Raw genomic sequence first — 19,480 nt, forward strand, 5'->3', positions numbered from 1 at the left:
TCGGCAGGCCGCCTTGGGTGGCGGTGCCGTATTCCGCCGAGGACGGGCCGTAGCGGTACGCAATGGCAGCGTCCGTGCCCATCTTCTGCGCCATGGCCTGGTATTCCGCATTCGACACGGCGCCGTTGACCATCACATCGCCGGAAATGCCCAGCACGTTGGAGTTGCCCGGTGCGGGTGCGGGTGCGGGTGCGGGGGCTGGAGTCGGCGCCTGAGCCGGGGCAGGGGCCGGTGCCGGGGCTGGCGCCGGCGCGGGTGCCGGCGCGCTGGGGGCGGACGCGATGGCCGTGTAGCAGGATTTGTTCATGCCCGGTGCAGGGTCGCCGAACAGCTGGTCGCCGCAGGTGTAGGTGCCTGCTGCCAACACCTTGGTCACCGTCTGGGTGCCCCGGCCGTACACGACGCTTGTCGTCGTCGCCAGCGTGAAGCTGCCGCCTTGACCGACCAGTTCCCTCATCTGCGAGGTGGAGGTGGAGGTGGTCGGGGCCGCGACCGGAGCCGGAGCCGGAGCCGGTGCCGGTGCCGGTGCCGGTGCGGTGCCACCGGCATAGCAGGACTTGGGAATGCCGGGCGCCGGATCTCCGAACAGCTGATCACCGCAGACATAGGAGCCCGCGGTCAAGGTCTTGGCGTTGAAAGCGTTGTTCGCGCCGTAACGAACCACCGTCGTGCTCGCGAGCGAGAAGGTGCCGCTTTGCCCGGTCAGATATTGGGTCTGTGCGAGAACGGCGCTGTGATGGCCGACCGTCATGGCGGCGAAGGCCCCCAGACAGGAAATGAATACTTTTGACACGATGAACTAATTACCTTGTTGGCGGGACCGTCGAAACAACGCGCATGGCAAAGCCAGGCCTCTTTCAGACCACTCCTGACAGAGCGCTGTTCGAATACCGGCGGTGGGAAAACAGGCTTGCGAGCCTCGTAAAGAGGGTGCAAACGGGCGACAGAGCTGCGACACACGTCGGGAATCTCCCGACACCTGCATGAGGCGCACTCCTACTCTTCCTTGCGGAATGGCGCGTTTTTACGTGAGGGTAAAAAGTTCCGCAATCTTTAGCACAGACAGTTGCAGCTCTCACAGTTGTGAGAACGGGCGCCTTTCAGAGGCGCAACCGCACTTTGCAGAGCGACTCGTGTGGTGCTCGCACCACGCGAAGACTGACGGAATCTGCGTGGCGTTTCGCTCAGCCGCGCAATGCCTGCGTGAACCGAAGCACCCCGGCCAGCCCCTCGGCCAGCCGCGGTTCCAGGAACGCGCCGAGGTTCGGGATCAGCAGCAGCAGCATCGCGATGCCGGCCAGCAGCGTGAGCGGGAAGCCGACGGCGAAGATGCTGAACTGCGGCGATGCGCGGTTGAGAATGCCCATCGCCAGATTCAGGATCAGCAGCGCCGTCACCAGCGGCAGCGACAGCATCAGGCCGCTGGTGAAGACCTGGGCGCCGCCCTGCGCCAGGAACAGCCAGCCGCCACCGGACCAGGGGGCATCGGCGATCGGCAGGGTCTGAAAGCTCTCGGCCAGCACGCTGATCAGCATCAGGTGCCCGTCGACGGCCAGGAAGATCAGCATGGCGAGCAGGTTGAGCAGCCGCCCCACCACCATCGTCGTGCCACCGGCCATCGGATCGAAGAAGGACGCGAAGGACAGGCCCATCTGCAGGCTGATGTACTCGCCCGCCGCCTGCACGGCCGCGAAGATCAGGCGCATGGTGAAGCCCATGGCGCCGCCGATGAGTACCTGCTGCACGATGATCCAGAGCCCGCCGGGCGAGACGATCGGCACGTTGGGCACGGCGCCGAGGGTCGGGCCGAGCACCACCGCCAGGATGGCGGCGATGCCGACCTTCACCTGGCGCGGCACCGACTTCTCGCTGAACACCGGCGCGGTGCTCATCAGCGCGAGCATGCGCACGAAGGGGTAGAAGAAGGCGGTGAGCCAGGCGGTCATCTCCGCCGAGCCGACCGAGAAAACGGCCGGCATCAGCCCACGAGCGTGGGGATGCTGCCGAACAGCTGGCGCATGTAGTCGACCATCTGGCCGAGCATCCACGGGCCGGCGATCACGATGGTCGCGAAGACCGCCAGCAGCTTCGGGATGAAGGACAGCGTCGCCTCGTTGATCTGCGTGGCGGCCTGGAAGATGCTGATCACCAGGCCGATGACGAGCGCGACCAGCAGCAACGGGGCACCGAGCAGCAGCGCCACTTTGATGGCCTGGTTGCCCATGGACATGATGGTTTCGGGGGTCATGGCTCGCGGTCCGCCGTGAAGGCTAGGTGAAGAAGCTTTGCGCCAGGGCGCCGATGAGCAGTTGCCAGCCGTCGGCCAGCACGAAGAGCATCAGCTTGAAGGGCAGCGCGATGCTTGCGGGCGGCACCATCATCATGCCCATCGACATGAGCACGCTCGCCACCACCATGTCGATGATGAGGAAGGGCACGAAGATGGTGAAGCCGATCTGGAAAGCGGTCTTCAGTTCGCTGATGACGAAGGAGGGCAGGAGGATGCGCAGCGGCACGTCCTCGGGGCCCTGCATCTCGGGCACCTTGGCCAGCTTGGCGAACAGGGCCAGGTCGTTCTCGCGTGTCTGGCGCAGCATGAAGGTCTTGAAGGGCTCGATGCCGCGCGCCAGGGCCGTCTCGACGGTGATCTTGTTCTCGGAGAAGGGCTTGTAAGCGTCGGCGTAGACCTTGTCGAACACCGGCGACATGACGAAGAAGGTGAGGAACAGCGACAGGCCGACCAGCACCTGGTTGGGCGGCGAGGACTGCGTGCCGATGGCGGTGCGCAGCAGGCCCAGCACGATCAGGATGCGGGTGAAGCTGGTCATGCTCAGCATCAGTGCCGGCAGGAAAGTCAGCGAGGTGAGCATCACCAGCGTCTGGACGCTGAGCGACCAGGTCTGGCTGCCGGCGGGGCCGGGGGTGCTGGTCACGCCTGGCAGGCCCTGGGTCCATGCGGCCAGCGGCAGCGTGGCGGCCAGCAGCGCCAGCGCGATGCGCAGGCTGCGAAGAACGGTGCGCGGGTTCATGCGGTCGGTCGGCTCTTGACGCCCAGCGATTCGCGGAGCTTCTGCGCGAACAGGTCGAGCGGGCGCTGCAGGGAGGCCGGTGCCGCAAAGCCATCGGCCGCGTGCGCCGTCGTGGGCTTGGCCGGCAGCGTGTGAAGGGTCTGGATCTGGCTGGTGGTCACGCCGAGCACCAGCCAGGTGCCGTCGACCTCGACGACGACCACGCGCTCGCGCTGGCCGAGCGACGCGCTCGAGACCACCTTGACGAGGTTGCCGCCGTGCAAGCGCTGCAGGCCGAAGCGGCGGGCCGCCCAGGCGCACAGAAAGATCAGGCCGAGCACCAGCGCCATGCCGAAGGCTGCCTGCAGCACGCCGCCGGCACCGACGGCCGAAGGCGCCGCTTCGGCAACCGGCGAGGGCACGGTCGGCAGCGCGGCGCGTGCGGACTGCACCGCCAAGGCGGCCAGACCGGCGCACGACGAGGCGGCGCGCGAGAGCCTGCGCAAGAGCCAGCGCGAGAGGCTCATGAGCGTGCGAGCTTCTGCATGCGCTCGGACGGCGTGATGATGTCCGTCAGGCGAATGCCGTACTTCTCGTTGACCACCACCACTTCGCCCTGGGCGATGAGGTAGCCGTTGATCAGCACGTCCAGCGGCTGGCCGGCCAGACCGTCGAGCTCGACCACCGAGCCCTGTGACAGCTGCAGCAGACTCTTGATGGTGATGCGGGTGCGGCCGATCTCGGCGGTGAGTTGCACCGGCACATCGAGCACGCGCGCCAGGTCGAGCCCGGCGACGCCGCTGGCCGCCGTGGGCGCGTCCATTGGCTGGAAGACCTGTGCGGTGGCGGGCGTTGCAGCGGGTGCCGGTGCCGGCGCGGGTGCCGGTGTGGCGGCGGTCTGTTCGGCCATTGCAGCCGCCCAGTCGTCCGTGTCGTCGGAAGCAGGGGTGTTGTCAGTCATGGTCGGTCTTGAGCTCGGTGTCTTGGTGGGTGATCATGTGCTGCACGCGCAGCGCGTAACGGTCGTTCGAGGTGCCGAAGGTGCAGTCCATCACCGGGATGCCGTCGACATTGGCGGTGACGGTGGTGGGCAGCTCGATCGGCAGCACGTCGCCGACTTCCAGCGCGAGCACCTTGCCGATGGTCGAGGTCATCTGCACGAAGTTGGCGACCAGTTCGACATCGGCCGACTGCATCTGGCGCGACATCTGCGTCACCCAGCGCTTGTCGACCTCGACCTCGTCCTGAATCGGGTTGGACAGCTGGTTGCGGATCGGCTCGATCATCGAGTAGGGGATGCAGATGTGCAGGAAGCCGCCCACCGGGCCGAACTCGATCTGCAGCGTGGTGTTCACCACCACCTCGTTGGCCGCCACGATGTTGGCCAGCTTGCCGTGCATCTCGGCACGCACGTAGTCGAAGTCGAGCGGGAACACCGGCTTCCAGGCGTCCCCATAGCACTGCAGCGACAGGTCGAGCAGGCGCTTGATGATGCGTTGCTCGGTGCGGGTGAAGTCGCGGCCTTCCACGCGGACGTGGTAGCGGCCATCGCTTCCGAACAGGTTGTCGACCACCAGGAAGACCAGCTTCGGGTCGAACACGAACAGCGCAGTGCCGCGCAGCGGCTTCATGTGCAGCATGTTGATGTTCGCCGGCACCGGCAGGTGGCGCACGAATTCGCCGTACTGCTGGATCTGGATCGGCCCGACCGAGATGTCCGGGCTGCGTCGCATGAAGTTCAGCAGGGCGCCGCGCAGGCCGCGTGCAAAGCGCTCGTTGATGACCTCCAGCGTGTGCATCCGGCTGCGGACCACGCGGTCGGGCGCGCCGAGGTCGTAGGTCGGCAGTCCGTCCTTCGGCTTGATCTCGGGCGTGCTGGTCTGGTCGACCGTGCCACCGGTGACACCTCGCAGCAGGTCGTCGACCTCGTCCTGCGAGAGGACTTGTTCATAGGCCATGGGTCGGTCGCCTGAAAGTAATCACTGCACCACGAAGGTGTTGAAGGAGACGCTCGACACGCGCTGCGGGGGCAGGTCGCCCGACAGCGGCGCGTTGAGCGTGGTGCGGATCTCCTCGGCCAGCTTGGACTTGTCCTCGGTGCTCAGCAGCGATTCGGGCAGCCGGTTCGACAGCAGCAGCAGCACACGGCTGCGCAGCTCGGGCATGAACTCGACCACCTGCGCCTTGGCCTTCTCGTCCTGCACCTTGAGCGCAATGCCGATGTGCAGAAAGCGGCCGCGGCCCTCCGACTGCAGGTTCACCGTCAGCGGCTCGAGGGCGATGAAGATCGGCTTCTCCGGGGGCTTCACGGCCGGCGCGGCATCGGCCTGCTTGCCGGTGGCGAGATAGAAGTAGCCGCCGCCGGCGAGCGCGCAGACGGTGACCGCGCTCAGGACGACGATCAACAGTTTCGACGAACGCGAAGAAGACGGTGCGGCAGAGGCGGGTGCGGTGCTGGTGGCCATGGATGGAACTGGTTGCGGTATGGGTCTGATTCTTGGCGAACTCGTCGCCGGAGCAACGAAGGATCAAGCGGGCAAAAGCGCGTCAGATCCCGTCATTGAGTTCGGTGCGAGGTTCAGGCGAAGGTGTCCACAGTGCCCTCGGTGCGCACGCTGCGCAGCGGGGCGGCCGGCACCGCGTCGGACGAGGCCACGGTGGCGCGGGCGCTGCCCGGGTAGCTGCTGCCGCCCTGGCCGTTCGAGCGGCCCGAGGGCTGGTCGCCGGCGAAGCCGCCCTGGCCGGCCGGCTGCCGCGTGTCGCCACCGACGGCGGTCTGGCCGAGGCTGATGCCGTGTTCGGCCAGCGTGGTGCGCAGCTGCGGCAGTGCCGATTCGACCGCCTTGCGCACCCCTTCGTGGGCCGAGACGAACATGGCTTGCGCCTGGTCGTCGCCGAGCTTGAGCGTGATCTGCAGCGGGCCCAGGTTGGCCGGGTTGAGGTTCAGGTGGGCGGTGTGCATGCCGCTCGCGCTCATGCGCAGCATCTGCTGGCCGAGTGCCGGGCCCCAGGCGTCGCTGTCGACCGGCGGCGCCAGCGAGAGCACCGGCACGCGGTTGTCGGTCGCCGCGCTGCGCTCGGTGCCGCCCGTGCTGCCGGCCTGTGCCGCCATCCAGGCTGCGGGTGCGGCATCGGGCTCGGCATCGGCCGCGCCGGCGTCGCTGCCGAAGCCGGCCTCGGCACCGGCGGCGGCGAGTGCCTGCAGCGGATCGGTCTTGGCCGCATCGGCTTGGCCGGCGGCCGCGCCGGTGGTCGTCGCGCCGGCGGCGCTGTCGCGCGTTGCGTCGGTCCGCGTGGTGCGCGCAGCGGCGGCTGGTGTGCCCGGTACGGCGGAAGCGAGTGCCGCCCCGAGCAAGGATGGGTCGACCGAGGCGGCCGGCGCTGCGGCGCTTTCGGCGCGCGCCACCGGTGCGGCCGTGGTGGCATCGGCCTGCGCGGCGGCCGAGGCGAGCGCCTTGCGCGCCGCCTGCAGGGCCCCGTCGTCCGAGGCGGCCGCCGGGCTGCTGCCGTCGGCCAGCGCCGCGGCTTGCGCTGCCTCGGCGCCGGGCGCGGAGGCGGGCAGGGTGGTGGTGGTGGCGGCGGCAGCGGTGCTGCCGTCGGCCGCTGCGCCGGCGCCTGCCAGTGCCGTCTGCGCGTCGGTGCGTTGCGTCGCCGCGGCGGCGTCGCGCACCGCGCCGGCGGTTTGGGCATGGGCACCGGCCCGCGCTGCCGCGATGGCGAGCTCAGCCGGCACGGCCGGCGTGAAGAAGGCGAGGTTCGGCATCTCGGCCGGTGCGTCGTCCTTCTGCGCCGCGGCGCCGCGGCGGGAGCCCGGGCGTGGCGCCACGCCGTCGACCTTGCTGTCGCCAGCGGCTTCGGCCTGGGCGGCGCGCGAACGGTCGAGCGTCGCATGGAAGCTGCGGCCCTGCGGCTCGTCGGCCGCGCGGCTGCGCGCGGGCGACGAGGTGGACGGGAGACCGGGCGAGACGAGCGAGGGAGAGACGAGGGCGGGCATGGGGGCTCCTGGGGTCAGAGGGTCGGGTTGGCGGCGCGGTCGAAGAACTTGCGCGTGGCGCGCTCGTCGCTTTCGCGCTGTTCGCGCTTGGCTTGCACGAGCATTTCCTGCTGGCGCACGCGCTCGGCCAGGGTGTCGAAGGAATTGAGGCGGCGCTTGTGGTGCTGCCAGTCGACGCGGCCGTGGTCGAGCCGGGTGTTGGCCTGCGCCACGATGGCGCGCTGCTGGTCGATGGCGCCGTCGAGCGTGATCAGGAAGCTCTGGTAGTTGCGCAGCTTCGCGGCGGGCATGCCGTTCTGCATCAACGCATTGAGCTGGTCCACATAATCCTGCCGGTACTGCATCAGCAGTTCGAGCTTCTGGGTGCTGGTGATGCGTGCGGTTTGCAGGGCGCCGAGTCGGATCGCAGCCTTGTCGGTCTGCGTGCGGGCGAGATCCGAGAGCATGTCGAGGGGAAGCTTGGCGTTGGCCATGAGACTCCTGGTGGTCTTTGCGAAAGGGTTCAGGCCACGCGGCCTGGCTCGAAGAGGCCACGCATGCGCGCGATGGAGGCTTCGTAGTCGGTGCGCTCGTCCATCGGCTGCTGCAGGAAGGCCTCGATCTTGGGGTACATCGCGATCGCCTGGTCGAGCTGTGCGTCGTGGCCCGGGGCGTAGGCGCCCACGCTGATCAGGTCGCGGTTGCGCTGGTAGCGAGACAGCATCTGCTTGAAGCGGCGCACGGTCTCGAACTGGGCCGGCTCGATCAGTGCCGTCATGGCGCGGCTGATCGAGGCCTCGATGTCGATGGCCGGGTAGTGGCCGGCCTCGGCCAGCGAGCGCGACAGCACGACGTGGCCGTCCAGGATGGCGCGCGCCGAGTCGGCGATCGGGTCCTGCTGGTCGTCGCCTTCGGACAGCACCGTGTAGAAGGCCGTGATGGAGCCGCCGTTGCCGTCGGCATCGCGCGCGCCGTTGCCGGCGCGTTCGACCAGCGCGGGCAGCTTGGCGAACACCGAGGGCGGGTAGCCCTTGGTGGCCGGCGGCTCGCCCACGGCCAGCGCGATCTCGCGCTGCGCCATCGCATAACGGGTGAGCGAATCCATGATCAGCAGCACGCTCTTGCCCATGTCGCGGAAGTACTCCGCCAGGCAGGTGGCATAGGCCGCGCCTTGCAGGCGCAGCAGCGGCGAGTTGTCGGCCGGGGCGGCCACCACGACCGCGCGGGCCAGGCCTTCCTCGCCGAGCGTGTTCTCGATGAAGTCCTTCACTTCGCGGCCGCGTTCGCCGATCAGGCCGACCACGATGACATCGGCGCTGGTGTAGCGGGCCATCATGCCCAGCAGCACGCTCTTGCCGACGCCCGAGCCGGCGAACAGGCCCATGCGCTGGCCGCGGCCGACGGTGAGCATGCCGTTGATGGCGCGCACACCGACGTCGAGCACCGAATCGATCGGCGCGCGCGACAGCGGGTTCACCGGCGGCGTCGAAAGCGGCACCCGCTTGGCGATGTCGAGTGGGCCCAGGCCGTCGAGCGGTCGGCCCGCAGCGTCGACCACGCGGCCGAGCATCCCTTCGCCGACCGGCAGGCGCTTGGTGTGGTTGTCGCCGCTCGCGCTGCCGCCGGCCAGGCGCGGAAAGACCCGTGCGCCGGGCAGCAGGCCCGCGACTTCGCTCTGCGGCATCAGGAAGATGCGGTCGCCGGCGAAGCCGACGACTTCGGCCTCGGCGTGGCGCATGGGGTAGCCGGGCGGCAGCTCGATCAGGCAGTCGCTGCCCACCGGCAGCTGCAGGCCGGTGGCTTCGAGCACCAGGCCCACGGCGCGGGTGAGGCGGCCCGAGGCGACGGTGGTGGTGCAGCGGGCGATGTCGCTGCGCGCCTGGGTCAGCGCATCGACCCAATGCTGGACATGGGGGTTGGGGGCGATCGTGCTGCTCATGGTGTTCAGTCCTGGGCGTCGGCGTCGCGGCGGAGCGCGGCGGTCACGCTCTTCCAGCGGGTCTCGAGCGTCGCGTCGATCTCGCCGGCGGGCGACTGCACGCGGCAGCCGCCGCGCTGGATGCTGTCGTCGGGGCGTACCTGCCAGCCGGCCTGCTGCAGTTCGTTGCCCAGGCTCTCCTTCACCAGCGCGACATCGGCCGGATTGAGCAGCAGCCGGGGTTCGCCCTGCAGCGCAGGTTCGGCATGGACCAGGTCCTGCACCAGCGGCAGCAGCCACTCGGGCTCGGCGCGGAAGGTGCGGTGCACCACCTGGCGGGCGATGTCCAGGGCCAGCGTCAGCAGCACGTCGGTGATCTCGCTTTCGGCGCCGCGCAAGGCGGCGGGCAGGGAAGTGCTCAGCGCGCGCAGCTGTTCGGCGTGCGCGGTGGCCGCGGCCAGCCCGGTGGCGAGCCCGGCGGTATGGCCTTCGGCGTGACCGGTGGCCCAGCCTTCGGCATGGCCAGTGGCCTGGCCTTCGGCGACGGCCTCCTGGCGGAGGCGACGCAGCTCGGCCTGCGCGACGCCGACGGGCACGGTCGGCGGGGGAGGTGGCGGCGGCAGGGTGGCCCGTGCGGCGGCCATCCGCCCGGCGGCGGTGGCACGGCTCGTATCGCTGCCGATGTTGCCCATCTCCCAGCGTTCCCACGCCGACAGCACCGGCCTGGCCGGCGTCGCGTCGGCTTTCGCCTCGGCGCTGGCACCGGTGCCGGTGCGCGTCGACGCGTACAGCGACGCCAGCCGCGCCGCCGTCGCGGGGGTGGGCTTAGACGAAGTCATCGGCACCCGGCGTGGAGATGATGATCTCGCCCGCTTCGGCCAACCGGCGAGCCGCCTGCAGGATGGTCTTCTGCTCGGCTTCGACCTGCGACACCCGCACCGGGCCGCGCAGCTCGATGTCTTCGCGCAGCGTTTCGGCGGCACGGTTGGACATGTTCTTGAGGAACTTGTCGCGCAGCTCGATCGGTGCACCCTTGAGGGCGATGATGAGCGAGTCGGATTCCACTTCCTTGAGCAGGCGCTGGATGCTGCGGTCTTCCAGACCCAGCAGGTTCTCGAACACGAACATCTCGTCGACGATGCGCTGGGCCAGCGTGTCGTCGATCTCCCGCACGTGGGCGATGGTCTCTTCCTCGTTGGTCGTGTTCATGAGGTTGACCATCTCGGCGGCGGTGCGCACGCCGCCCAGGCGGCTGCGCTTCAGGCCTTCGCCCGACAGCATCTCGGTCAGCACGTCGGTCAGCTCCTTGAGCGCCGCCGGCTGCACGCCGCCGAAGGTGGCCACCCGCACAACCACGTCGTGGCGCAGGCGGGTCGGCAGCTTCTCCAGCACCTCGGCGGCCTTGGCGCGGTCGAGGTGGACCAGCAGCGTCGCCAGGATCTGCGGATGCTCGTCGCGGATCAGCTCGGCGACTTCGCTGGCTTCCAGCTGGTTGAGGCGCGCAATGCCGCCGTCGGGCTCGCTCGCGTGCAGGATGTCCTCGAGCAGGTCGCTGGCGCGGTCTTCGCCCAGCGCCTTCTTGAGCACGGCGCGGATGTAGCTGCTCGAGCCCAGGTGCAGGGCCGACAGCTGCTCGGTCTCTTCGCGGAATTCGCGCAGCACCGCGGCCAGTTCGACGCGCGACACCTGGCTGAGCTTGGTCATCGCCGCGCCCAGCGACTGCACCACCGAGGTGGGCAGGATGTTCAGGGCCGCTGCGGCGCGGTCTTCACCGAGGGCCATCAACAGGATGGCGCTCTTTCGGGTTCCGGCTTCATTGCTCATCGGGAGTCATCCAGTGTTGGATCATGATCGCCACCAGCTTGGGGTCCTGGCTGGCCGCGTCGAGGGCGAAGTCGAGGTCGGCCTTGTGGCGATCGGCTTCGCGCTGGCGCAGTGCTTCGTCCTGGGTCGGGCCTTCGTCGTCGGCCTTCTTGGCGAAGACGTCGTTCTCGTCGGTCTCGGCCGCTGCCGGCGGCGCCGGCGGTGCCAGGTGCTTGCGCAGCAGCGGTCGGGCCACCGCGAACCAGGCGAACAGGGCGAGCAGAGCGATCAGCAGGTACAGGCCCAGCGTCTTGGCCAGCGGGATGTTCGCCGGGTCACGCCAGAACTCCTGTGCAGGCGCTTCCTTCTCGCGTTCGTCGGCGAAGGCGCTGTTGACCACGTTGAGCGAGTCGCCGCGGTCCTGGCTGAAGCCCATGGCTTCCTTCGCCAGGTTGCGGATCTGGTCGAGTTCCGCCGGCGTCAGGGCGCGGCTGGCACCCTTGTCGTCGCCCGTGCGGTTGTTCACCACCACCGCGACCGACAGGCGGCGGACGCCGCCGGCGCCCTGCTGCACGTGGCGGATCGAGCGATCGAGTTCGTAGTTGGTCGTCGTGTCCTTGCGGTTGCTCGACGGACCGGTGGCGGCAGCCGTGGTGGCGGTGGTCGCGGTGCCGGCACGCTGGGCGGCCTGTGTGGCTGCAATCTGCGCCGGGGTCTGCGGGGCACCCGGTGGCGCGTTCGGCGGCGTCGTGATCGGTGCGTTCGGTGCGGTGGGCGGCTGGTTCGACAGCGCGCCAGGAACGCCGCCGGGCGGGGTGCCGCCGTTCTGGTTCGATTCGCTGGACTGTTGGCTGCGCATCGCAGCGTTCGCCGGATCGGTGTTGGGACGGTACTTCTCGTCGGTGTGTTCCACCACCGAAAAGTCGATGTCGGCCGCCACCTGGGCGCGCACGTTGCCGCTGCCCAGGATCGGTTGCAGGATGGCTTCGATGCGTCGGATATAGCCTTGCTCGATCTCCTGTGTGTACTTCAATTGGCTGACATCGAGGCCGCGCGCGCCGGCATTCGCTGCCGACAGCAGGTTGCCGCGCTGGTCCACCACCGTCACGCTCTTGGGGTCGAGTTCGGGCACGCTGCTCGACACCATGTGCACGATGGCGCTCACGGCGCCTTCGTCGATGCTGCGGCCGCGGTGCAGGGTCAGAACGACCGATGCCGAAGGCTTCTTCTGTTCGCGCACGAACAGCGAAGGCTTCGGCATCGCCAGGTGCACCCGAGCCGACTCGATGGTGCCGATGGATTCGATGGAACGGGCCAGCTCGCCCTCGAGGGCGCGCTGGAAGTTCACCTGCTCGGCGAACTGGCTGGTGCCGAACTTCTGGTTGTCCATCAGTTCGAAGCCGACGCCGCCGGCCTTGGGCAGGCCTTGCGAAGCCAGCTTGAGGCGCACCTCCGGCACGCGGTCGGACGGCACCAGGATCGCGCCACCGCCCTCGGCGAACTTGTAGGGCACGTTCATCTGCTGCAGCGACGCGATGATCGCGCCGCCGTCGCGGTCCGACACATTGGTGTAGAGCACCTTGTACTCGGGCCCGCGGCTCCACAGCATGAAGGCCATGGCGACGGCCACCAGGGCGGCGCCGCCGATGATGAGCGGGAGCTTCGGCTGGGCGCGCAGCTTGTCGACCAGTGACGACGGCGCGTTGGCGGCGGAAGCGGCAGAGGCGGCGGCAGGCGTCGGCGCAGCGCCGAGGGTTGCTGCCGAACTCATGCGAAAGCCCTCATGGCGCCCGCTGGATCCAGATGGTCCATGTTCATGTTCAAGAGGATGAATCGTCGATGTTCAGTGGCCATGCCGAGCGCCGGAGACAGGGCCGGCAGGCTTGGGGTACGGCGTTCATTGTCTGGATCGGCGTCGATTTCGATTGGCCGAACAGCCGGGGGTTTCGCCATCAGTTGGCCCCATGTGAATCGGGGCTTCGCAGGTACGCTGAATAGGCGAGGAGGCACCTGGGTGCTTCTGTAGTCAACCCAAAGTTCACTTACCTGAGGAAGACGACACCATGTCGATTTCAGCCATCGAATCCGTCCTGCACCAGATGCGGGCCACCGCCGTGCAGTCCGGCATCACCGCTCCCGCCGGCCCTGCGGTGGAGCACGGCGGCTTCGCTGCCGAGCTCAAGCGCTCCATCGACAACATCAGCGGCGCCCAGAGCAAGGCCTACGGCCAGGCCGAGGACTTCGAACTGGGCAAACCGGGCGTGGCGCTCAACGACGTGATGGTCGACCTGCAGAAGGCCAACGTGGCCTTCCAGACCGGGGTACAGGTGCGAAACAAACTGGTCTCGGCCTACCAGGAAATCATGAGCATGCAGGCCTGACGCCGGGTGATGCGTTGTGAACCCGACCCACGGAAGTTTTTGGTGCATGCCCCTAAATGTTTCCGGGGGGCTGCCGATAACTACTCCAACGATGGCTTGAGTCCAGCGTTACGGCCCCCGGGTCGGAGTCCACAACCTTTAGTCAACCAGGAGTCTTAAATGGCGCAAGTCATCAATACGAACAGCCTCTCGCTGCTCACGCAAAACAACCTGAACAAGTCGCAATCGGCCCTCAACACCGCTATCGAGCGCCTGTCTTCGGGCATGCGCATCAACAGCGCCAAGGACGACGCTGCTGGTCAGGCCATCGCCAACCGCTTCACGGCCAACATCAAGGGCCTGACGCAAGCCACCCGCAACGCCAACGACGGCATCTCGATCGCTCAAACGACCGAAGGCGCGCTGACGGAAGTCAACAACAACCTGCAACGCGTCCGTGAACTGTCGGTGCAAGCCGCCAACGGCACGAACTCGGCCAGCGACCTGGACTCGATCCAGTCGGAAATCACCCAACGCCTGGACGAAATCAACCGCGTGTCGGAACAGACCCAGTTCAACGGCGTGAAGGTTCTGTCGGCTGACGCTGGCAAGCTGACCGTGCAAGTTGGCGCGAACGATGGCGAAACCATCGACATCGACCTGCAAGAAATCAGCGCCAAGACGCTCGGTCTCGACAACTTCAACGTGAACGGCAAGGGCGCCGCCAACAAGGCCGCCACCGCGACCGACCTGCTGGTTGCCGGCTTCACCGCAGGTGTGACGGCTGCTGGCGTGACGCCTTACAGCCGCACGCTGACCGCTGCTGCGAACGGTGCCAAGGCCGACGACGTCCTGGCCAAGATGCAGAACGGCGGCACGGTGGGCATCACGGGTGCTGCCACCTACACCTACAGCGCTGCGACCAAGAGCTACACCGCGACGGAAACGGGACGCAGCGCCACGAACACGCTCGCATCGCTGACCCCGCCGGCTGGCACCAGCGTGACGGCCACCGTCAAGCTCGGTACCAACTCGATGGACGTCAAGATCGACAGCAACGGTGTCATCACCGATGCAGCCGACGGCGCCTCGCTGTACCTCGACGCCAGCAACAACCTGACCAAGACCGGTTCGGGCGTCACGGTGGCTGCAACGTTGGCGAACCTCGTCGACAACACGAACGGCATGTCGGCCGCTGGCGACTTCATCAAGATCGGTGCGACGGGCGCGACCTACACCGTGAACACCCCGGGTGCAGCCGTTGCCGCGACGTTCGACGTCACCGGCGAGCAGGCGACGGCTGGTGCCGTGCAAGCCAAGATCAACGCCGGTGCCGGCAGCATCGACATCGACGGCGCTGGCGGTACCGCTGCCTACGCAGTTGCTGCTGCTGGTGGCGCGGTGACGGGTGCCTTCATGGGCGTCGCCGGTCTCACCACCACGGCTGCCGAAGTGATCAACTTGAACGACAACGGCAACGTGACGACCGCCAATGGCAGCCTGGTTTACGCCGATGCCACCAAGCCCGGCCAAGTGACGACCAAGGCTGTCAGCGACTCCAAGGCAACGGTCGACCCGCTCGCCGCTCTGGATGCCGCTCTGTCGAAGGTCGACAAGCTGCGCTCCTCGCTGGGTGCGGTGCAGAACCGTTTCGACTCGACCATCGCCAACCTCGGCACCACGGTGACCAACCTGTCCTCGTCGCGTTCGCGCATCGAAGACGCCGACTACGCAGTGGAAGTGTCGAACATGACGCGCGCTCAGATCCTGCAACAAGCCGGTACCTCGGTGCTGTCGCAGGCCAACCAGACCACGCAAGGCGTGCTGTCCCTCCTGCGTTAAGTCGAACCGACGAAAAGCAGAGCCATGCCAGGTTCCGCCCCGCAAGGGGCGGGCCTGGCCACCGCAGGCGCCGGGTCCCGACCCGGTTCCCCTGCGCTTTCCTCTGCGGCCCCGCCTTCGGGCGAGGCCGCAGAGGAAAGTGAAACCCGCAAACCAGGTGAACACCATGTCCCATCCCGTGCCAGCCAGCGCCGCCCCGGAAAGCCCGTGGACGCAACTGCTCGTCGGCCGTGCCGCGGCAGGCGCGGGTGCCCCGGCGCGGGTGGTCGAGGACACCGAGGAAGAGGCAACGCCGGTGCAGATCGAAAGCGCGGTTCGCGCGGTGAACGCGGCGCTCGAAATCCGCTCGATCGGGATCCAGTTCGAGATCGACAAGGACACCGACAAGGTCATCGTCAAGGTCATCGACCGCAACACCGGCGAGGTGATCCGCCAGGTGCCGAACGAGGAAGTGGTGCGCATCGCCAAGGTCATGGGCGAGATGTCCGGCCTGCTGGTCGACAGCGCGGCCTGAGCTTCCCTTCATTCTTCCAACGCATTCAGGAAACCCTCACATGGCAACCATCAGCAGTATTGGCGTCGGCTCGAACCTCGACCTGGCAGGCTTGCTCACCAATCTCGAAAAGGCCGAAAGCCAGCCCTTGGTGGCCCTGGAGGCCAAGGCCAAGAGCTACACCAGCAAGCTGTCGGCGTACGGCTCGGTGCAGAGCGCCCTGAGCACCCTGCAGGCCGCGGCACTGAGGCTGTCGGACCCCGCAATGTTCCAGAGCGTGACCGGCACCCCGACCGTCAGCGGCATATTGGCGGCCTCGGCCACGGACACCAGCGCGGCCGGCAACTACAACATCACGGTGTCGCAGCTGGCCCGGGCGCAATCGTTGATCACGACCGGGCAGGCGAACACCACCACCGCGATCGGCAACGGAAAATTCACCATCGACTTCGGCACCGTCACCGGTGGCACGCTCGACCCGGCGACCGGCAAGTACACCGGCGCAGGCTTCACGGTGGACGGCACGCGTGCCGCGAAGACGATCACGATCGATCCGACCAACAACACGCTGGGCGGTATCCGCGATGCGATCAACGCGGCCGGTGCCGGCGTCACCGCGACCATCGTCAATGATGGCAGCGGCACGCCCAACCGTCTGGTGCTGACCTCGACGCAGACCGGCGAGGCATCGAGCATGCGGATCAGCGTCGACGGGGCGGCCGACGCGACCCTCAAGAACCTGCTGAACAACGACCCGGCCGGTGCGCAGAACCTGCAGCAGACCGTGGCCGCGCAGAGCGCGAAGCTCACTGTCAACGGCATCGCCATCACGAGCCAGACCAACACCGTCAAGGAAGCCATCCAGGGCGCGACCCTGACGCTGGTGCAGACCGGCACGACGGACCTGTCGATGAAGTCGAACACGGCCTCGGCGAAGACGGCGATCAACGATTTCGTCAAGGCCTACAACGCGCTGCAAAGCACTGCCAAGTCGCTCACCAGCTACGACGCAGACACCAAGACGGCGGCCCCGCTGGTCGGTGATTCGACCCTGCGCAACCTGCAGACCCGCATTCGCCAGGCGCTGACCACACCGCAGAGCGGTGGTGCCGACGACATGAAGGTACTCAACGAGATCGGCGTGACCTTCCAGAAGGACGGCACGCTGGCTGTGGATTCGACCAAGCTCGACAAGGCACTGGACACCAACCTCGCCGGTGTCTCAAAGCTCTTCGCCAGCGCGAGCGGCAGCACCACGGGCTACGGCAAGCAGATCGATGCCCTGGTGACGGACTTGAACAAGACGGGTGGCTCGCTGAAGGTGGCGCAGGACGGCGTGACCTCGACCATCAAGCTGCTCGACGAGCAGTACGACCAGGTGCAGGCGCGCGTGGACGCCACCGTCGCGCGTTATCGCACGCAGTTCACGGCCCTCGACGTGGCGATCAACAGCATGAACAACACCAAGGCCTACCTCACGCAGCAGTTCGACGCGATGAACGCGAGCGCCGGCAAGTAAGCCAGTCGCACCGAAAGCAACCGATGTACACCCCCCACAACTTCCGCAGCGGCGCCAGCGCCTATGCGCGCGTCGGCGTCGAGTCGCAGGCCATGAGCGCCTCGCCGCACCAGCTGATCGCGATGCTTTTCGACGGCGCCAAGACGGCCATCGGCATGGCGCGTCACCACATGTCGGCCGGCGACATCGCCGCCAAGGGCAATGCCATCTCGAAGGCGATGGGCATCGTCGAGAACGGCCTGAAAGCCAGCCTGGACGCCAAGGCGGCCGGCACCGAAGGCACGACGCTGGTGAGCAACCTGTCGGCCCTGTACGACTACGTCATTCGCCGCCTGCTCTACGCAAACCTGCACAACGACGTGGCCGCCCTGGACGAGGTCGACGATTTGCTCGAGAGCCTGGCTTCGGCCTGGCGCGAGATCGAGCCGGCCTGGAGCGCGCATTGAGCCGCCCATCATGAAAAACCAGCAATCAACGATCGTCGCCACGAGCGAGGTGGTGCACTGCTACGTGCAGCTCGCCGCCAAGGTCGCGCAGATGGTCCAGTTCGCGCAAGCCAGGAACTGGGGTGAACTGCCCGCGGCCGAGGCGCAATGCACCGCCATCGTCGAGCGGCTGCGCGTGATCGAGCCCGGCGCGATGCTGGACCGGGCGCAGTCCGACCAGGCGCAGCGTCTGATCCGCCGCATCCAGGCCGACCAGACCATCGTGAGCGAAATCGTCAAGCCCCAGCTGGTGCAACTGGTGGAAAACATGAGCGCCTTGCAGCATCGCAAGAGCCTCGACAAGGCCTACGGCCAAGCGCACTGAGCGCCACCGGCACAGCACCATGACCGGCCTCGTACGCCTCCTCGACACCCTGCTGACGGCGAAGGTCTCGCCGCCGCTGGATGCCGGCGTCGTGGACGCCAACGCCTCGGTCAAGGCGCCGGGCGCCGCAGCGGGCGTGCAGAAGGTCGTCAACGATGTGCGGCTGCAATCCAACGCCGGGCTCGAGCGCGAGCTGGGCGGCGTCGACTCGGCCTCGGCCCGCGGCGTCGGGCCTGGGGGCGTCGCGGCGGGGGGCGGGCTGCCGGCCTCGGCGGTGGCGCGGCTTTCGTTCGCGGCACGCATCATCAGCGCCGTGCTGGCCGACCTGGAGGTCGATGTCGGCCCGGTGCGCGGGCAGCGCCCGGTGTGGGCGCCCGGCCAGCAGCCGGCCGGGCCCGCGCTGGCGGGCGCGCTGGCGCAGACGGTGTCGGCCAGCGGCGTCTTCTACGAATCGCATCTGATCCAGTTCGCACAAGGTCAGCGCAGCTTGGCGCAGATGGCCCAGGAGCCGCAGGCCGAATGGCCGGCACCGGGCGCGACCGTGAGCGCGCGCAGCGCCGTGGCCGCTGCGGTGGCTGCGGCGCCCGATGGCACCGCAGCGGCCGCCACGTCGGCCGACCCGGTCTTCTCGTCCAACCCCGCTCCCACGGCCGCTTCCGCAGCCGCAGCGACAGCCGCGGTGAATGCGGCGCAGGCCGCGTCCGGCCTGGCAGCACCGTCAACCGGGGCGACGCCGCAAGGCCCTCAAGCGGGCCTGTCGTCCACGCCCGCGGACGGCGCCTCCCCGGGCGCCGCCGCGGTGGAGGCACCCTCGGTCGCCGAGGCGACGCCCGACGCCCTCAAGGTGCAGGCGGCCTACCGCCGGAACGATGCCGCGGCGTCGACCACCACAGCCGCCGCTGCCGAACGCGCCGCGCTGCGCAGTGCCGAGGTGACAGGCGGCGACCGCCCCGCAGCCGGCAACGCCGGGGCCAGCGCGCCCACCGGCGCGGACGTGGTCCATCCGCAGTTGGTGACGCTGGTTCATCAGCAGTTCGACGTGCTGGCGACCGCGGCCTTCCGCTGGAGCGGACAGGCCTGGCCCGGCGTGCCGATGGACTGGCACATTCATGAGGAAGACGCCGGGCGGCAGGCCGCTGGCGAGGCGAGCGTGGAGGCGGAGCGCCGCTGGTCGACCCGCCTGTCGCTGCATCTGCCCACGCTCGGGCTGGTCGATGTCCGCCTCAGTGTGGCCGGCGCCGATGTGCGGGCGAGCGTGGTCGCACCCAGCGAGAGCAGCCGCGCCCGGCTGGCCGCGGACGGGCGCACCCTGGCCGCGCGCTTCGACGCGGCTGACCTGCGGCTCGAGCAGTTCCAGGTGGCGCAGGGGGTGGTGGCATGAGCGCCGCCCGGCCGCTCGACGATCGCCAGAGCGCGGTCGCGCTCTCGTACGACGACAAGACGCGTGCACCAGTCGTGGTCGCCAAGGGCTACGGCGTGGTCGCCGAATCGATCATGCGCGAGGCGCGCGAGAACGGCCTCTACGTGCACGCCTCCGGCGACCTGGTCAAGCTGCTCATGCAGGTCGACCTCGACCAGCAGATCCCGCCGCAGCTCTATGTGGCGGTGGCCGAGATCATGGCCTGGCTGCATGGCCTGGAAGACGCGGCCGGAGCCGCGCAATGAATACTTTGTATTTCCTTTCTGCCGAAGTCGCATTGTCGATGCACTCGAATGAGAACGACATTCAATTTCAGCAGGGTGTTTTCAGTCAA

Annotated in this window: 21 protein-coding genes and 1 pseudogene; 8 read left to right on the top strand and 14 right to left on the bottom strand. The window is 68.2% G+C overall.

The window, feature by feature from the left end; all coding sequences use genetic code 11:
* From ACSFBE_RS12630 to fliF, 14 genes and pseudogenes are all read right to left on the bottom strand, one after another.
* Positions 1–793 (bottom strand): annotated as a pseudogene (locus ACSFBE_RS12630) (hypothetical protein); the annotation flags it as partial.
* Between the two features lie 391 nt (positions 794–1,184).
* A complete protein-coding gene (gene fliR, locus ACSFBE_RS12635; protein WP_435490745.1) occupies positions 1,185–1,979 on the bottom strand; it encodes a flagellar biosynthetic protein FliR in 795 nt (264 codons plus the stop codon).
* A complete protein-coding gene (fliQ, locus tag ACSFBE_RS12640) occupies positions 1,979–2,248 on the bottom strand; it encodes a flagellar biosynthesis protein FliQ (protein WP_435490746.1) in 270 nt (89 codons plus the stop codon). Before fliQ ends, fliR begins: the two co-directional genes overlap by 1 nt.
* 22 nt (positions 2,249–2,270) lie before the next feature.
* On the bottom strand, positions 2,271–3,029 hold the full coding sequence (fliP, locus tag ACSFBE_RS12645; RefSeq protein WP_435490747.1) for a flagellar type III secretion system pore protein FliP: 759 nt from the start codon (positions 3,027–3,029) through the stop codon (positions 2,271–2,273).
* Positions 3,026–3,535, bottom strand: a complete 510-nt coding sequence (fliO, locus tag ACSFBE_RS12650; RefSeq protein WP_435490748.1) for a flagellar biosynthetic protein FliO — start codon at positions 3,533–3,535, stop codon at positions 3,026–3,028. The genes fliP and fliO overlap by 4 nt, the downstream gene beginning before the upstream one ends.
* Positions 3,532–3,969, bottom strand: a complete 438-nt coding sequence (fliN, locus tag ACSFBE_RS12655) for a flagellar motor switch protein FliN (protein WP_435490749.1) — start codon at positions 3,967–3,969, stop codon at positions 3,532–3,534. The genes fliO and fliN overlap by 4 nt, the downstream gene beginning before the upstream one ends.
* Entirely contained in the window at positions 3,962–4,966 is a 1,005-nt protein-coding gene (gene fliM / locus ACSFBE_RS12660) for a flagellar motor switch protein FliM (protein ID WP_435490750.1), read from the bottom strand. Before fliM ends, fliN begins: the two co-directional genes overlap by 8 nt.
* A 21-nt stretch (positions 4,967–4,987) precedes the next feature.
* Entirely contained in the window at positions 4,988–5,473 is a 486-nt protein-coding gene (gene fliL, locus ACSFBE_RS12665) for a flagellar basal body-associated protein FliL (protein WP_435490751.1), read from the bottom strand.
* 113 nt (positions 5,474–5,586) lie between these two features.
* Positions 5,587–7,002 carry a flagellar hook-length control protein FliK gene (locus ACSFBE_RS12670; RefSeq protein ID WP_435490752.1) on the bottom strand — a complete coding sequence of 472 codons (1,416 nt, stop codon included), beginning with the start codon at positions 7,000–7,002 and terminating at the stop codon, positions 5,587–5,589.
* Positions 7,003–7,016: 14 nt separating this feature from the next.
* Entirely contained in the window at positions 7,017–7,475 is a 459-nt protein-coding gene (fliJ, locus tag ACSFBE_RS12675) for a flagellar export protein FliJ (protein ID WP_435490753.1), read from the bottom strand.
* Positions 7,476–7,504: 29 nt separating this feature from the next.
* The gene (gene fliI, locus ACSFBE_RS12680; RefSeq protein ID WP_435490754.1) at positions 7,505–8,920 is read right to left on the bottom strand and encodes a flagellar protein export ATPase FliI; all 1,416 of its coding nucleotides are present in this window, start codon (positions 8,918–8,920) and stop codon (positions 7,505–7,507) included.
* Between the two features lie 5 nt (positions 8,921–8,925).
* The gene (gene fliH / locus ACSFBE_RS12685; RefSeq protein WP_435490755.1) at positions 8,926–9,738 is read right to left on the bottom strand and encodes a flagellar assembly protein FliH; all 813 of its coding nucleotides are present in this window, start codon (positions 9,736–9,738) and stop codon (positions 8,926–8,928) included.
* Entirely contained in the window at positions 9,725–10,723 is a 999-nt protein-coding gene (gene fliG / locus ACSFBE_RS12690) for a flagellar motor switch protein FliG (protein WP_435490756.1), read from the bottom strand. Before fliG ends, fliH begins: the two co-directional genes overlap by 14 nt.
* A complete protein-coding gene (gene fliF / locus ACSFBE_RS12695) occupies positions 10,713–12,473 on the bottom strand; it encodes a flagellar basal-body MS-ring/collar protein FliF (RefSeq protein ID WP_435490757.1) in 1,761 nt (586 codons plus the stop codon). The genes fliG and fliF overlap by 11 nt, the downstream gene beginning before the upstream one ends.
* A gap of 292 nt (positions 12,474–12,765) precedes the next feature.
* Between fliF and fliE the strand changes: the two genes are divergently transcribed.
* The 8 genes from fliE (at position 12,766) to ACSFBE_RS12735 (ending at position 19,391) form a co-directional block, all read left to right on the top strand.
* The gene (gene fliE, locus ACSFBE_RS12700; RefSeq protein WP_435490758.1) at positions 12,766–13,083 is read left to right on the top strand and encodes a flagellar hook-basal body complex protein FliE; all 318 of its coding nucleotides are present in this window, start codon (positions 12,766–12,768) and stop codon (positions 13,081–13,083) included.
* A 159-nt stretch (positions 13,084–13,242) separates the two neighbouring features.
* Positions 13,243–14,904, top strand: a complete 1,662-nt coding sequence (locus ACSFBE_RS12705; RefSeq protein ID WP_435490759.1) for a FliC/FljB family flagellin — start codon at positions 13,243–13,245, stop codon at positions 14,902–14,904.
* Between the two features lie 166 nt (positions 14,905–15,070).
* A complete protein-coding gene (locus ACSFBE_RS12710) occupies positions 15,071–15,418 on the top strand; it encodes a flagellar protein FlaG (RefSeq protein WP_435490760.1) in 348 nt (115 codons plus the stop codon).
* Positions 15,419–15,458: 40 nt separating this feature from the next.
* Complete coding sequence (fliD, locus tag ACSFBE_RS12715; RefSeq protein WP_435490761.1) at positions 15,459–16,916, top strand: flagellar filament capping protein FliD; 1,458 nt, start codon at positions 15,459–15,461, stop codon at positions 16,914–16,916.
* A gap of 23 nt (positions 16,917–16,939) precedes the next feature.
* Positions 16,940–17,362 carry a flagellar export chaperone FliS gene (gene fliS, locus ACSFBE_RS12720; RefSeq protein WP_435490762.1) on the top strand — a complete coding sequence of 141 codons (423 nt, stop codon included), beginning with the start codon at positions 16,940–16,942 and terminating at the stop codon, positions 17,360–17,362.
* Positions 17,363–17,372: 10 nt separating this feature from the next.
* Complete coding sequence (locus ACSFBE_RS12725; RefSeq protein WP_435490763.1) at positions 17,373–17,726, top strand: flagellar protein FliT; 354 nt, start codon at positions 17,373–17,375, stop codon at positions 17,724–17,726.
* A gap of 19 nt (positions 17,727–17,745) precedes the next feature.
* Positions 17,746–19,107, top strand: a complete 1,362-nt coding sequence (fliK, locus tag ACSFBE_RS12730; protein WP_435490764.1) for a flagellar hook-length control protein FliK — start codon at positions 17,746–17,748, stop codon at positions 19,105–19,107.
* On the top strand, positions 19,104–19,391 hold the full coding sequence (locus ACSFBE_RS12735) for an EscU/YscU/HrcU family type III secretion system export apparatus switch protein (RefSeq protein WP_435490765.1): 288 nt from the start codon (positions 19,104–19,106) through the stop codon (positions 19,389–19,391). Before fliK ends, ACSFBE_RS12735 begins: the two co-directional genes overlap by 4 nt.
* Positions 19,392–19,480 lie beyond the last annotated feature (89 nt).

The sequence above is a fragment of the Variovorax sucrosi genome (assembly GCF_051216635.1).
Lineage (GTDB): Bacteria > Pseudomonadota > Gammaproteobacteria > Burkholderiales > Burkholderiaceae_C > Variovorax.